The sequence below is a fragment of the Xanthobacter oligotrophicus genome (assembly GCF_008364685.1).
In the GTDB taxonomy this organism is placed as follows: Bacteria; Pseudomonadota; Alphaproteobacteria; order Rhizobiales; family Xanthobacteraceae; genus Xanthobacter; species Xanthobacter oligotrophicus.
On record NZ_VTTL01000014.1, the window covers coordinates 12,564 to 28,523 of the forward strand.

Here is a 15,960-nt window from a genome sequence, read left to right on the forward strand (position 1 = left end):
ACCTGTCTCATGGTGTGTCGCCGACGCCCTCGTCCATCATCTCGCGCAAGAGCGCATCCACCTCGGCGTCGCTGAGGTTTTCGATCTGCTGGAGCGTCTGCGCCAGCGCATCTCCCCCATCCGGCGCGGCCGACGCCAAGGGCAGCCGCGACACCGGCAGGTCGGGGGCCTCCACCATGGCCGCGAGCACCGCCGCGAACTGGCGCTCCAGCTGCTCCACGCTGGCGGCGTCGAACAGGTCGGCGTTGTAGATGAAGGAGGTGGAGAGGCCCTGGTCGGTCTCCCAGACATGCACCTCCAGGTCGAAGCGCACGGTGCCGTTGTCGAGGTCCCACACCGGTCCGATCTTCAGATCCCGCGCATCGAGGTCGGGCTTCGGCACGCCGCGCTGGAGCACGAGGATCACGTCGCAGAGGGGATTGCGGCCGCTCTGGCGCTCCGGCTTCAGCTCCTCCACCAGCTTCTCGAACGGCACGTCCTGGTGGGCAAGGCCGCCGCGCACGGTCTCCGCCTCGCGGGCGAGGGCCGCGCGCACGGTGGGGTCGCCCGAAAGATCGCCGCGGAACACCACCATGTTGGCGAAGAAACCGATGAGCCCCTCGATCTCCGGCCGGTCGCGATTGGCCACCAGCGAGCCCACGACAATATCCTGCGCCTCGGTGAGGCGGTGCAGCAGGATCCGGAAGCCGGCCAAAAGCGTGGCGAACAGGCCCGCCCCGGCGCTGCGGCCCAGCGCTTTGAGGCCATCCGCCAGCTCCTTCGGTAGCATCACCGTGAAGGCGCCGCCGCGGTGCATGACGGCGCTGGTGCGCGGCCGGTCGGTGGGCAGGTCCAGCACCGGCAAGGGCGCCGCGAGCTGCCCGCGCCAATAGTCCAGCTCCGCCGCAAGGCGCGGCCCGCTGAGCCAGTCGCGCTGCCACACGGAAAAGTCGGTGTATTGCACCGGCAGCTCGGGCAGGGGAGTGGCCTCGCCCCGGGAGAAGGCCCGGTAGAGCGCCCCCAGCTCCTGGATGAACACCACCGCCGACCAACCGTCGGTGACGATGTGGTGGATGGCGACGATGGCCCGCTGCAGCTCAGCGCCCAGCTTCAGCACCGTGAGCTTGAACAGCGGCCCTTCGGCGAGATCGAAGGTGCGGCGGGATTCCTCCTCCACCCGGCGCGCCATCTGGCGCTCGCGCTCCGCCTCGTTCAGACCGGAGAGATCCACCCACTCCAGCGGCAGCGCAAGATCATCGCGGATGCGCTGCACCGGCGCGCCGTCCACCTCCGGGAAAGAGGTGCGCAGCGCACCGTGGCGGCGGACGATCTCCGCCACGGCGCGGCCAAAGGCGTCGGGCTCGAACGGCCCTTCCAGGAACAGGGAGAAGGTGACGGTGTAGAAGGCCGACCCCGGATCAAGCCGCGACAGGAACCACAGGCGCTGCTGCGCGAACGAGGCCGGCGCCTCGGCCAGGTGAAGCGGCACGATGCCGGCGGGTGGCGCCGCGCCCTCCCCCGCCACCGGCGCGATCTTGCCGGAGGCCACCGCCACCAGCTGGGCGAGGCTGCCCGCCTCCATCATCTCTGCCACCGGCAGGTCGATCTCCAGCTCGGAACGGATGCGGTTGCGCAGCTGGATGCTGACGAGGGAATCCAGCCCCAATTCCTGCAGCGGCTGGGTCTCGGACAGCACCTCCCCACCCTCCAGCCGCAGCAGGCGGCCGACGACGCCGCGCAGGTAATCCAGCAGCAGGCCGTCGCGGCGGGCGGCATCGGCGCTGCGCAGGGCGGTGCGCAAAACGGCGAAGGTTTCCGCGGCAGCGGCCGCCTGCTCCAGCTCCCGCTCCACATGGGCGAGCACCGAGAGGCGGCGCGGCAAGCCCTCGAAATAAAGCCGCCAGTCGAAGGGGGCGACGCCCACCTCGGCGGCGCTCTCCCGCATCAGCTGGCCGAGGATCGTCAGCCCCTTCAGCGGCGGGATGCTGCCGCCATAGGCAAGGCTGGCGGCCACCGCGCCGCCGGCGGTCATGCCGGTGTCCTGCCAGCCGCCCCAGTTGATGGCGAGGGCGGGCAGGCCCTTGGCACGACGGGCGTGGGCCAGCCGGTCGAGGAAGGCGTTTGCGGCGGCATAATTGGCCTGCCCCGGCGCGCCGAGCACGGAGCCGAGGGAGGAGAACATCACGAACAGGTCCAGCGGGCGATGCGCCGTGGCCCGGTGCAAAGCGAAGGCGCCGCGCACCTTGGCGGCGAACACGCTTGAAAGCCGCGCCGGATCGAGCGCGGTGAGAACGCCGTCATCCAGCACCCCGGCGGCATGAATGACGCCGCGCAGCGCCGGCATGCCGGCATCCAAGGCGGCGAGCACTTGCGCGAGCGCGGCCTCGTCCCCCACGTCGGCGGCAAACACCTCCACCCGTGCCCCGGCGGCCCGCAGCGCCGCGATGGCAGCCTCGGCCTCCCGGTCCGGCGGGCGGCGGCCGACGAGGGCGAGATTGCGGGCGCCGCGCTCCACCATCCAGCCCGCCACCAGCCGGCCGATGCCGCCGAAAGCGCCGGTGACCAGATAGGTGGCGTCGGCGGCAAAATCGCCCCGGCGGGCGCCTGCGGCAGGCGTCGCCAGCACCAGCTTGCCGGTGTGCCGCGCCTTCTGCATGGCCGCCATGGCGTCGAGCGCGTCCTCCACCCCATAGACGGTGGTGACGGGCTGGCCCAGCGCGCCGGAGGACATCAGCTCCAGCGCCTCGGCGAGCAGCGCGCGCACCAGCTCGGGTTCTTCCACGGCGGTGATGTCGAAATTGACGATGGAATAGGAGATGTCGCCCCGCGCCGCGCGGGCCTCGTCCACGCTCCAGATGTCGCGCTTGCCGATCTCGATGAAATGCCCGCCCGGCGTCACCACCGAGAGGCTGGCGGGAATGGCTTCGCCACCGAGGCTGTTGAGCACCATGTCCACGCCGCGCCCGCCGGTCAGCCGCATGATTTCGTCGGCGAAGGCAGTGTCGCGCGAGTTCATGACGTGGGTGACACCCAGCGCGCGCAGGAAATCGTGCTTGTGGGGGCTGGCGGTGGCGAAGATCTCCGCGCCCACCATCTGCGCGACGCGAATGGCGGCGATGCCCACACCCCCCGAGGCGGAATGGATCAGCACCCTGTCCCCGGCCTTGATGCCGGCGAGGTGGTGAAGCCCGTACCAGGTGGTGAGATAGACGATGGGCAGGCCCGCCGCCTCCACCACCGGCATGCCCTGCGGCACCTTGAAGACCACCGCCGCCGGCAGGGTGACGTGGCTGGCGAAGGTGCCGAAATGCATGGCGACCACCTCGTCGCCGGGCGCAAGGCCGGTGACGCCCGGCCCCACCCGCAGCACCCGCCCGGAGCACTCGCCGCCGAACGGGCCGGCCTCGCCGGGATAAAGGCCCATGGCGTTGAGCACGTCGCGGAAGTTGAGGCCCATGCCCAGCACTTCCAGCTCCACCTCCCCGGCCTGCGGGCGTCGGCGGGCATGGGGCACCACCAGCAGCCGGTCGAGGCCGCCCTCGGGCGTCCGGTCGATGCGATAGGGGGTATCGGGGATCTCCAGCCGGTTCTGCGCCGCCGTGCTCTGGTGGCGCTTCAACCGCGCCACGAAGCGGGCGCCGGCACGATAGGCCACCTGCTGCTCGCCATCGCCGCCGGTGAGCTCGGCGGCGATGGTCTCCGCTTCATCCGCCGCAGCTTCGGGAGCAAGGTCGAGGACGGTGGCGGGCAGGTCGGGATATTCGTGCCACACGGTGCGCACCAGGCCCCAGAGCGGGGCGGCGGCCAGGCCCTCATCGGCCGGCGCCTCCTCCGGCACGACGCCGCCCTGGGCGCCACGCGTGAGCACGACCAGCGGCAGATCGCTTGTGCGGCCGGCGGCGATCATGGCCTGCACGAGGGCCAGGAGGTCGGCGCCGGCGCGCTCCGCCGCTTCGGGGATATCGGCATCACTTGAAGCGAGCGCGCGCAGGTCCAGAGCGCGCAGATCCACAAGGCCGGCAACGGTGCCGGTGGCGAGAAGGTCCGGCAGGCGTCCCACCTCCCCCGCCGGCAGAAGCAGCGCGGACCCGCCCAGCACTTCCAGCCGCGCGGCGACGGCGCTCGCCAACCCGTCGCCGCCGACAAGAAGCCACGGCCCCGCCCCGGGCCCCTCGACGCCCGAAGGCGTTTCGGCGGGCTCCCACGCGAGGTCATAGAGCCAGGTGTCGATGCCGCCGGCATCCTGCGGCAGCACCACGTCGCGGGTGACGCGGCGCGACTTCAGCCCCACCGCCTCCGCCGCCACCGCGCCCTGCGCGTCGAACAGGCGCAGCGTCGAGATGTGGTCGGCGACGCCTTCCCCCTCCCCGCCGTGCAGGCGGGAATGGCTGAAGATGTCGCCCGGCACGACGCCGTGCACGGTGAGGCGGTCGAGGCTCACCGGCAGATAGGTGTCGGCGTCGTTCATGGCGCCGAAGGCGGCGCCCAGCGCCTGGAAGCAGGCATCCATCAGCGCCGGATGCAGGCGGTAGGTGTCGCTCCCGTCCCGCGCCGCGTCGGGCAGCACGATATGGGCCAGCGTCTCCCCCTCCCCGGCGGAAAGCGCGGCGATGCCGCGGAAGGCGGGGCCGTAGGCGAGCCCGCGCTTGAGATAATTCTCATAGACCGCGGCCACCGGCACCGGCGCGTCGCACCGGCTGCGGGCGGCTTCAAGGGTCTCGTCATCGGCGGGCAGGTCGACGTCGTCCGCCGCCGGCTTCACGGTGCCGGAACAGTGGAGCGTCCACTCTTCCCCCGCCGCATCGCCGCCGAAGATCTCGAAGGCATAAGCCTTTGCAGAAGAGGGCACGAACACCGCCTGCACGATGCGTTCGCCCGCATCCGGCAGGGTCATTACCTGCTTGAAGGAAATGTCCTCCAGCGTCAGCTCGTCGGTGGCGAACAGGTGCGCGCCGCCGGCCAGCGCCATCTCCAGATAGCCGGTGGCCGGCAACACCACCGCATCGAACACCCGATGGTCGGTGAGGAAGGCGGGATCGGTGGCGTTCAGCGCCGCCTCGAACCGCACCTCGCGGGTGCCGGCCTGCCGCAGCCGCTGGCCCAGCAGCGGATGGTCGGCGCCGGTGGCGACGCCGCGCACCTTGCCGCCGGCAGCGCCGCCGGGCCGGGGCGCGGCCCAGAAGCTGCGGCGTTGGAAGGCATAGCCCGGCAGCCGCAAGCGGCGGCGCGCATAGTCCGCGTCGAACCCGGCCCAGTCGATCTCGACGCCGGCCACATGAAGCCGGCCGAGGCTGTCGAGCATGGTGCGCCAGTCGGTGCCGGGCCGGCGCAGGCTCGCCAGCCACTGCCGGCCGTCCGCGTCAGGCGCCCCATCCAGCGTCTCGCGGCCGAGGGCGCACAGAACCGGGCGCGGCCCGATCTCCACGAACAGGCTTATGCCCCGCGCGGCGGCGGCGCTGATGCCATCGAGAAAGCGCACCGGCGCCAGCACGTGGCGGCACCAATAGTCGGCGCTCGCCAGCGCGGTGGTCTCCAGCCGGCCGGTGAGATTGGAGAGGATGGGAATGTTCGGCGCGCCATAGGCGATGCTTTCCGCCAGCGCGCGGAATGCCGCCATCATGGGCTGCATCAGGGGCGAGTGGAACGCATGGGACGTGGTGAGCGCCCGCGCCTTCACACCCTTCGCCTCGAAGCCGGCGGCGATGGCCTCCACGGCGGTGCGCCGGCCGGAAATCACCGTGCTGCGCGGGGCGTTGACGGCGGCGATGGAGACCTCGGACGCATAAGGCGCCACCGCCGCCGCCACCTCGGCCTCGGCGGCGAAAATGGTCATCATCACCCCGTCGCGGGGCAGCGCCTGCATGAGGCGGCCGCGGGCGGCGATGAGCTTCAGCCCCTCTTCCAGCGTGAACACGCCGGCGAGCGTCGCGGCGGCATATTCGCCGACGCTGTGGCCCAGCATCACCGAGGGCTTCACGCCCCATGAGCGCCACAGGTCCCCCAGCGCATAGCCGAGGCTGAACAGGGCCGGTTGGGTGTAGATGGTCTCGTCGATCAGCCCCTCGTCGCCGGTTGCGGGAAACAGCACGCTGAGCAGCGGCCGGTCCATGAGCGGCCGGAGGATGGCGTCGCACCGATCCAGCGTGCGGCGGAAGCGCGGCGAGGCCTCGTACAGCGCGCGGCCCATGCCGGCATATTGGGAGCCCTGGCCGGAGAACAGGAACGCCACCTCGGGCGCCGCCCCTGCCGCCTCGCCGGACATGTCCGGCGCGCCGCCATCGGCGAAGGCGGCAAGCTGCACGGCCAGTTCCTCCGCCGCGCGCGCCGTCACAGCCAGCCGGTGCGGAAAGTGCCGCCGCGCGGTGGCGGCGGTGAAAGCGATATCTCCCAGTTGCCCGGCGCCCGCCTCCGCCACGGCCCCGGCATAGGACCGCGCCAGATCACGCAGGGCGGCCGCGCTGCGAGCGGAGAGGACGAGGAGATGCTCGGGCCGCTCCACCTGCCGCTCCACCGCCGGCACGGCGGGGGCCTGCTCCAGCACCATGTGCACATTGGTGCCGCCCATGCCGAAGGAATTCACCCCGGCACGGCGGGGATGGCCTTCCGCTGGCCACCGCGTCAGCTGGTCCACCACCCGGAACGGGGTGGCGGGGAAGTCGATCTCGGGATTGGGCGTCTCGAAATTCAGGCTTGGCGGGATCACCCCGTGCTTCACCGCCAGCGCCGCCTTGATGAGGCCGGTGATGCCCGCCGCCGATTCCAGGTGGCCCACATTGGTCTTCACCGAGCCGATGCCGCACTTGTCGGCGCGCCGTGCCCCCGAACCATAGGCGCGGGTGAGCGCCCGCACCTCTATTGGGTCGCCAAGCGGCGTGCCGGTGCCGTGGGCCTCCACATAGGAGATGGTGTCCGGCGCAATGCCCGCCTGCGCCAGCGCGGTGGCGATGACGCGAGCCTGCCCGTCCACGCTGGGGGCGGAGAAGCCCACCTTGTGGTCGCCATCATTGTTGATACCCCAGCCGCGGATCACCGCATGGATGGGATCGCCATCGGCCACCGCATCCTCCAGCCGCTTCAGCGCCACCACGCCCACGCCGCTGCCGAAGATGGTGCCCCGCGCCTTGGCGTCGAACGCCCGGCAATGGCCATCCGGTGACAGGATGCTGCCGTCCTCGAACAGATAGCCGCTCTTCAGCGGCAGCTTCACCGTGACGCCGCCCGCCAGCGCCACGTCCGCCTGCAGATTCAAGAGGCTGTCGCAGGCCATGGCCACGGCGGTGAGCGAGGTGGAGCAGGCGGTCTGCACGCTCACGCTCGGGCCCCTGAGGCCCAGCTTGTAGGAGACGCGGGTGGCCAGATAATCCTTGTCGTTGCCCAGCACGGTCTCAAGGCTGCCCACCGAGCCGATCTCCGCGCGCAGGTGCAGCAGGCCGTAGGTGGAGAAGCTGGCGCCGCCGAACACCGCGATCTCGCCGGCAAAGCGCTCCGGCACGATGCCGGCGTCTTCCAGCGCCAGCCACGCATGCTCCAGGAACAGGCGCTGCTGCGGGTCCATCAGCTCCGCCTCGCGGGGGCTGATGCCGAAGAAGGCGGCGTCGAACAGGTCGATGGCGTCGAGATAGGAGCCGGCCTTCACATAATTGGGCTGGCGCAGAACGGCGGCGGGAATGCCCGCCTCCAGAAGCTCCTCATCGGTGAAGCGCGTGATGCACTCGCGGCCTTCCACCAGCGCGCGCCAGAAGGCGGCGATGTCGCCGCTGCCGGGAAACCGCCCGCTCATGCCGATGATAGCGATGCCGTCCAAGGGGGCGCTGAGGGACGCGTTGCTCATGATGCCGCTTCCGCTTCTGTCGATGTACCGCCGGTGCGCCGGCGGGCGAGCCGTCTCGCGCGGTCCTGCTTCGCGCGCTCGACGCGCGCGACGATGTCGTCGGTCTCAAGCGCCACCGCGCCGCCGTCGAGGAACAGGGCGAGGCGACGGATGGAGGGGTTCTGGAACAGGTCCACCAGCGGGAAGGTGCGCTCCAGCTGCTCCTGCAGCCGGCGGTGGATCTGCACCAGATGCACCGAATTGGCGCCGAGGTCGAAGAAGTTGCTGTCGAGCCCCAGCGCCGGCAGTTGCAGCACCGCCTCCACCACTTGCGCGATGGTCTTCTCCACGTCGGTGGCGGGCGCCGCGCCCGCGTCCGCCACGGGCAGGATGGCGTCGGGCGACGGCAGGGCGTCGCGGTCGACCTTGCCGTTGGCGCTCAAGGGCAGGGCATCCAGCAGGATGATGCTCGACGGCAGCATGTAGTCGGGCAGCTTGCGGCGCAGGTGGGCGCGCAGCTCGTCCACGGGGCTTGGCTGCTGGGGCACCTCCTCTGGCGACCAGCTTTCCAGCTGGGCCTCGGTGATGGCCCCGCCGGCGAAGCTGTGCAGCACCACGTCCGCCTCATCGAGCCCGAGCAGCGCGTGCGCCGGCCCCTCGGCGAGGAAGCCCAGTGGGCACAGGCCGAGCTTCTGCTCGGGCGCGGCGGCGCAGAGCAGCTGGCCCATGTAGCCGGCCTCCAGCAGGCAGAAGTCGCGCCACAGCGGGCCATAAAGGGGCTCCACCGCCGCCCGCCGCCCCACCAGCACGAGGGAGAAGGCCGAGGCCTCCACCAAAGGCCGGTTGGGGCCGGGATAAAGCTTTGTCATCTCCGCCCCCGGCCCCACCGCGACGAGGCGATGGCTTCTCGGGTCGTAATAATAGGCCCCGCCCGCAAGGCCGGCGACGCGGCCGGGCTTTGCCACCACATAGGCCTGCACGGGATAGAGGCTGCCGGCCGAGGGATAGCGGAACTTCGGCAGCGGCGCGCCCTCCATGGGCAGCTCCTGCAACGCCCCCAGGAGCGCGCCGAGCCGCTCCATGGCGACGGTCCCGCCCTGGAAATGGCGGAAGCTCTGGCGCGCCAGCCATGCCGCGCGGCGCGCCGCATCGAAGCTGCCGCCGGGCAGCGGCACGGTCTGCGCATCCGCCTCCTCCGGGCGAAGGCCGTGGCGATCGAGCTTGAAGGCGACCCGCGCCATGGGATCGGCGAGCACATTGTCCGTGCTCAGGTCCCCGCCCGGCTCCTCCTCGGCGTCAGCCTGCGGCTTGAGCACCACATAGGCCACCAGCCGGCGATGGCCGAGCCCATCCCCCGGCGCCGCCGCCACCGCATGCTCCACGTTGGGATGCTGCGCCAGAACGGCCTCGATCTCGCCCAGCTCGATGCGGTGGCCGTTCACCTTGATCTGGGTGTCGCGCCGGCCGAGAAACTCGATGTTGCCATCGGGCAGGACGCGCCCGTAATCGCCGGTGCGGTAGAGCCGCTCGCCGGTGCGGGGATGGCGGATGAAGGCGGCGCGTGTCTTCGCCTCGTCCTTCCAATAGCCGTCCGCAAGGCCGGTGCCGCCGATGTACAGCTCGCCGGGCACGTAGTCCGGGGCGGGCTCCAGCTGGGCGTTGAGAATGTGGGCGGTCTGGTTGGCGAAGGGCTTGCCGTAGGGAATGGAGCGCCACGCCGGGTCCACCGCGCCGATGGGATAGACCACCGCATTGATGGAGGTTTCCGTCGCGCCGCCCTGGCCGTGGAGCGCGATGGCGGGATCGAAGGCGCGGATGCGATCGGGCAGGGACACCGGGATCCAGTCGCCGCTCATGACCACGCAGCGCAGGGACGCCGGCCACAGGTCGCGGCGCGGCTCCAGCGCCTCCACCATCATCTGCATCAGCACCGGCACCGACTGCCAGACCGTGACGGTGTGGCGGCGGGCAAGGTCCGCCCAATGCTCGGGATCGCGCAGCCGATCCGCGTCCGGCAGTACGATGGCGCCGCCGGCGGAGAGCGGGCAGAACATGTCGAACACCGAGAGGTCGAAGCCCAGCGCCGAAAGGCCGAGCGTGCGATCGCGGGGGCCAAAGCCGTAGCGGCGGGTGAAGTCCGCGATGGAATTGGCGATGGCCCGCTGGCTGATCATCACGCCCTTCGGCACCCCGGTGGAGCCGGAGGTGAAGAGCACATAGGCGAGATCGTCGAGGGAGAGGTCACCAAGGGAGAGGTCGTCGAGGGAGAGCGCGCTGGCGTCTCCGCCCGTCCCCTCCAGCAGGTCCACGGCGATGCGCGCGATGCCGTCCGGCCAGTCCAGCGCCGCGTCCACGGCGGACTGGGTGAGGGCGGTGGTGACATCGCAATGGGTCAAGAGATAGGCCCGGCGCTCACCCGGCAGGTCGGGATCCACCGGCAGATAGGCCGCGCCCGCCATGAGGATGCCGAGCACGGCGGCCACCTGCTCCCAGTCCTTGCGCATCACCACGGCGACGAGGCGGCCCGGCCCTTCGCCCCGCGCCCGCAACAGGCCGGCGATCTCGGCGGCGCGCCGGTGCAATTCGCCATAGCTCACGGCGCGGCGGCTGGTGAGGACGGCCACGGCTTCGGGATGAGCGGCGGCGTGGGCGCGGAAGGCCGCTTCCAGCCGGCGCGGCGGAAAGTCCTCATGGGTGCGGTTGATGGCGGCGCGGCGGGCGATCTGGTCGGCGGGGGCAAGGCTGCCCTGCGCTTCGCTCCACGCGCTGTCGGAGGTGGCGAGGCGTTCCACCAGATCGCCATGGGCGGTGGCGAAATCATCCAGCAGGCCGGGCGGGAAGATGGCCTCCACCGCGTCCCAGTTGAGCACCAGCGCGCCGTTCCACTCCATCACCTGATGGTCGAGCCAGACCTGCGGGGTCTGCGACACGCTCTCCACCACCTCGCCGAAGCGCTGGGCCTTCTGGCCGGCGGGGTCGATGTCGAGGGCGCTGGTGAACACCACCGGCATCAGCGCCGAGACGCCGCTGCGGCGGCGTTGCGCCAGCGCGCGCAGCACGTCGATGCCGCTGATGGTGCGATGCTCCAGATCGTCCCACAGCCGGGCCTGCAGCGCCCGCGCCCGATCGAGGAACGAGGCCGGCTGGCTGTGGTCCGCCTCCAGCAAGGTGAGGGTGGTGAAGTCGCCCATCAGGCCGGTCACGTCGGGGTGCAGCGGCAGGCGGTTGAAGGTGGTGAGGTTCAGGGTGAAGCGCGGGCTCGCGCTCCAATCGCCCAGCGCCTGCGCATAGGCGGCGATGAGCACCAGCGACGGCGTCAGCCCGGCCGTGGCGGCGCGCTCCTTCAGCGCCTGCCACAGGGCGGGGGAGAGCCGGCGGGTGCGGCGCACGAAATGCGGCTTGTCCAGCGCGGCGGCCGCTGCCCGGTCCACCGGCAGCTCCGGCGCCGGCGGCAGGGTATCCAGCCGGTCGAACCAGTAGCGCTGCGCGGCCTGGTAGAGCACGCCCTGGTGCAGGCCGCGCTCGGCCAGCACATAGTCGCGGAAGCCAATGGAAAGCGGCGGGCGGGTGTCGCCGTCCGCCTCGTAACTCCGGCGCCATTCGTCGAACAGCAGGAACAGGCTGGCGGCATCGGCGATCAGCGCGTCCACGCCCACATGCAGCCGCACCTTGCCTCCGTCCATGAGGGTGGCGCGGATCTGGAACAGGGGCCAGCGATCGGCCGGCAGGGTCTGCCCACTCATGGCCTCGCGCACCGCCGCGAGATGGCGCGCCACCGCGTCGGCGGGGCGGCCGCGCTGGTCCTCGAAGGCGATGGGATAATAGGGAACGTCCGCCAGCACCTGCTGGCGATCCTCGCTGAGGATGATTGCGCGCAGCATGTCGTGGCGCTTCACCAGCCGGTTCCACGCCGCCTCGATCCGCGGCAGGTCCCAGCCCACCTGCTCCAGCTCCAGATAGATCTGGGTCGCCGCCTGCCCCAGCTCGAAGGTGGCGGTGCGCCCCATCCAATAGGCTTCCTGGATGGGGGTGAGCGGGAACGGCTCATGCCACGCCGCCGGGTCCGGCGTCAGCTGCGGCAGGCCGGCGACGGCGTCCGCGCCATCCGCCACCGCCGGCTCGGCATCGATGCGCGCGGCGAGCCGCGCCACCGTGGGCGCCTCGAACAAAGCGCGCAGCGGCAGGGCCACGTCGAAGCGGGCACGCAGCTGCGCCATCAGCAGGGTGGCCAGTAGCGAATGCCCGCCGATACGGAAGAAATCATCGTTTATGTCCACGGCCTCGCGGTGCAGCACCTCGGCCCACAGGGCGGCGAGGCGCCGCTCGGTCTCAGTGCGCGGGGCGGCGGCCTCCGGCGCGGCGGGGGCTAAGGGCGCGGGCAGTGCGCGCGTGTCCAGCTTGCCGTTCGGGGTGAGAGGCAGCGCATCGAGGAACACCATGTCGGCCGGCACCATGTAGTCCGGCAGGCGGCGGGCGAGCGCCGAGCGCAGCCCTTCGGCATCGAGCATGGGAGGGATGGCGGCGCGGGGCGGGCGGGGGCCGGGACGCGGGACGCGATGGGCGTAGAGGTAGTAATTGGTCTTGGCGCTCTCCTCCAGCCGCCAGTCCTGCTCCACGCTCACGGTGAAGCCCTGCGCCTTCAGCAGCGCCACTACTGCGTCCAGCCGCCCGTCCATGTCGTGCAGCTCCAGCGCCACCTGCCGGATCTTCGGCCAGTCTTCGGCGCGGATGCCGGCAAGGACCTGCGCCTCGCTCTTCTCCACATTGATCTTCAGGAGGTCGATGGTCTCAACCCTCTCCCGCGCCATGACATCCGAGAGGGTGTCCAGCGCCACATCAAGAGTGCGGCTGGCGAGGCGGTCCTCCAGCAATTCCTCCAGCAGGGCGGGGGCAAAGCCCGCCCCGCCCTCGCCCTCATGCTTGCGCACGAAGGAGCGCACCACGTCCGCATCCGCCGCCCGGTCGGCATGAAGGCCGGAGAGGAAGGAGAAGCCGGGATAGAAGGTGAAGGCGGCCCGCCCCGGCGCGGCGGCGAGCCCCGTATTGTGGAGGGTCGCGGCGACGCCATAGAGCGCCGCATTGGCCCGCGCCAGCGCGCAGACGGTGGGGTTGGGCTCGAAGGCATGCACCCGCACATCCGGCGCGGCGAGATGGGCCGCGAGGGTGAAGAGGCCGATATTGGCCCCCACGTCGAACACCGTGTCGCCGGCGCGCAGCTCCACCCCGTGGCGGAAATAGGCTTCCAGCTCGAACATTTCCTCATAGAGGAAGTCGGTCTCGTTGCGGTTGAGATGAGCCACCGCAAGGCCGTTGGGCAGCACATGGCGCGGCGCGCCGTTCACCAGAGGCGCGCGGGCGGGATCGGCCACCACATAGGCCACCAGCCGCTGCACTGCGCCCTCCCCGTGCAGCACCACGGCGGCATCGCGCACGCCCGCCACCGCCTTCAGCGCGGCGGCGATCTCTCCCGGCTCGATGCGATAGCCGCGCAGCTTCACCTGCGCGTCGGCCCGGCCGAGGAAGACGAGGCTGCCGTCGGCCCGGCGGCGCACGAGATCGCCGGTGCGATAGACCGGTCCGTCATCGAACGGCAGCGAAACGAAGCGCCGGGCAGTCAGCTCCGGCTCGCCCAGATAGCCCCGCGCCACCCCGGCGCCGCCGATATAAAGCTCCCCCGCCATGCCCTGCGGCACCGGGCGGCCGGCGCCGTCCAGCACATAGGTGCGCACGTTCGGCAGGGCCCGGCCCATGTGGGGCACCGGGCCGGTGATCTCGGTGGCCGTGGCATCGACGGTGCACTCCGTCGGCCCGTAGAGGTTGAAGAAGCACACGCCGGACTGCGCCGCAAGCTGCGCCCACAGGGCCCCGTCGATGGGCTCACCGCCCACCAGCACCGCCTTCGGCCGCAAGTGGCTGGGCGCCAGCAGGCCTTCGGCCAGCAGCATGGAGAGATGGGTGGGCGTCACGTCCAGCACGTCGATGGCCTGGGCGCGCAGATAGGCGACCAACGCCGCCGGGTCCTCCCGCGCAGCATCGGGGATCACGTCCAGCGTGTGGCCGCCGAGCAGTTGGATGATCTGCTTGACCGAGGTGTCGAACACCACCGGCCCGTTCACCGCCACCCGCAGCGGCCCGGCGCCGAGGCCGGCATGGACGCTGGCATTGAGCGCGTAGAACAGGTTCACCACCGCGCCATGGGACACCACCACCCCGCGCGGGCGCCCCGTGGAGCCGGAGGTGTAGAGGATATAGGCCGGGTCGTCCGGCCCCTCTGCCATGTCGGGCGCCACGTCGGGCGCCGTGGAAGGCTCATCGGAAATGACGGGGTCGCACAGGGCGATCCCCTCCCCCAATTCGCCATCCGCCACACGCGCCACCGCGATGCGGGCGCCGCTCTGGGCGAGGATTTCCGCCTGCCGCGCCGGCGGCCAATGGGGATCCAGCGGCACATAGGCCGCCCCGGCCTTCAGGACGCCGAGGAGGCCCACCATCAGTTCCACCGAGCGCTGCATCCGCAGCGCCACCGCCTGCCCCGGCCCGGCGCCGAGCCTGGCGAGGCGGTGGGCCAGCCGGTTGGCGGCGGCGTCCAGCGCGCCATAGGTGAGGCTCTCCGCCCCGCAGGTGACGGCGATGGCCTCCGGCTGGCGCGCGGCCACGGCGGCGAAGCGAACATGCAGCCGCCGCTCGGCGCCGATCTCCAGCCGTGGGCCGAGGCCGGCGGCCAGCGCCTTCCGCGCCTCTTCCCCGGACATGAGGGCGAGGTCGGCCAGCGCCGCCTCCGGCCGGGCGGCGATATCCGCCAGCAGCGCCTGGAACTGCCGCGCCATGGCCTCCACGCTCGCACGGTCGAACAGGTCGGCTGAATACTCGAAGGTGCCCACCAGATCGGCGCCGTCATCCTTGATGGAGAGGCCGAGATCGAACTTGCTGGTGCCGGGGTCCACGTCGAGATAGTCGACATCAAGCCCCTCCGGCGCGATGCCCGCCGGCAGCTTCTGCACGTCGAACATCAGCGCCGTCAGCGGCACCGGACCCAGATCGCGCTCCCGGCGCAGATGCTCCACCAGCCGCTCGTGGGGATAAAGCTGGTGCGCCCGCGCCTGGGTCGCCACCGCGCTCACAGCGCCCAGCGCAGCCTTGAACGAGGCCTGTCCGTCCAGCTTCAGGCGCAGCACCAGCGTGTTGATGAACAGGCCCACCGCGCTTTCCAGCTCCGGCAGGTCGCGGGTGGTAGAGGGCACGGCGAGGAGCACGTCGTCGGTGCCGCCATGGCGCGACAAGAGCACGCCATAGGCGGCCGCCAGCGTCGCAAACACCGTGGTCTCGCAGCTCTGGGCCAGCGCGCGCAGCGCCGCGCTTAAGTCCACATCGCAGCGGAACACCACGCGCCCGCCGGCGGTGCCGCGCAGGGCCGGGCGCGGCCGGTCCAGCGGCAGGGCGGGGGGCGGCGGCGCATGGGCCAGCGTCCGCGTCCAGTACGCGCGCTCGGTATCCAGCGCGCCGCTGGCAAAGCGCGCGCGCTCCCACACCGCATAATCGGCATATTGCATCGGCGCCGCGGGGGCCGGCACTCGCTCGCCCCGCTGGCGGGCGCCATAGGCGGCGAAGATCTCCCGGAACAGGCCGGCGGCGGACCAGCCGTCGAGCACGATGTGGTGGACCACGAACACCAGCACCTGCTCATTCGGCCCCAGCGCCAGCGCCGAAAGCCGCAGCAGCGGCGGCGTGGCGAGGGCGAACGGGCGGCGGATGGCCTCGCGGATCGCCTCGTCCAGCGCCTCTTCGCCCTGCCCCGCAAGATCGCGCCGCTCCAGCGGCAGCGGCGCCGGCGGGGCGATGACCTGCTCCGCCGTGCCACCGGCCGGGACGATGCCGGTGCGCAGGATCTCGTGCCGGGTGATCAGGTCGTCGAGGGCCTCGCCGATGAAGTCGAGCCGGAGCGGGCCGCGCACGCGCAGCACCACCGCCTCGTTATAGGCCGGGCTCGAAGGGTCGATCTGGTGCTCGAACCACAGCCGCTCCTGCGCGAACGACAGGGGAAAGCCCCGCCCGTCGCGCGGCTGGGGCGGGATGCGCGGCGCGGCCGGGGCCTGCGCCCGCTGCTCCAGCCGGCGCGCCAGCAATTCCCGCTGCTGGGGGGACAATTGGGCGAGGCGCTCTTCGATATTCAT

At 71.5% G+C, this 15,960-nt stretch carries 2 protein-coding genes; both read right to left on the bottom strand.

The genetic code is table 11. The annotated features are described in order from the left end of the window. Positions 1-7: 7 nt before the first annotated feature. Positions 8-7,810: a type I polyketide synthase gene (locus FZ033_RS21365; RefSeq protein WP_149578090.1), complete on the bottom strand. Its 7,803-nt coding sequence runs from the start codon at positions 7,808-7,810 to the stop codon at positions 8-10. Continuing rightward, positions 7,807-15,960, bottom strand: coding sequence for a non-ribosomal peptide synthetase (locus FZ033_RS21370; RefSeq protein ID WP_149578091.1), 8,154 nt, complete (start codon positions 15,958-15,960; stop codon positions 7,807-7,809). Before FZ033_RS21370 ends, FZ033_RS21365 begins: the two co-directional genes overlap by 4 nt.

Excerpts from the sequence above, each read along its gene's own strand:
- FZ033_RS21365 (WP_149578090.1), bottom strand. The coding sequence starts at position 7,810 with ATGAGCAACGCGTCCCTCAGCGCCCCCTTGGACGGCATCGCTATCATC.
- FZ033_RS21370 (WP_149578091.1), bottom strand. The coding sequence starts at position 15,960 with ATGAATATCGAAGAGCGCCTCGCCCAATTGTCCCCCCAGCAGCGGGAA.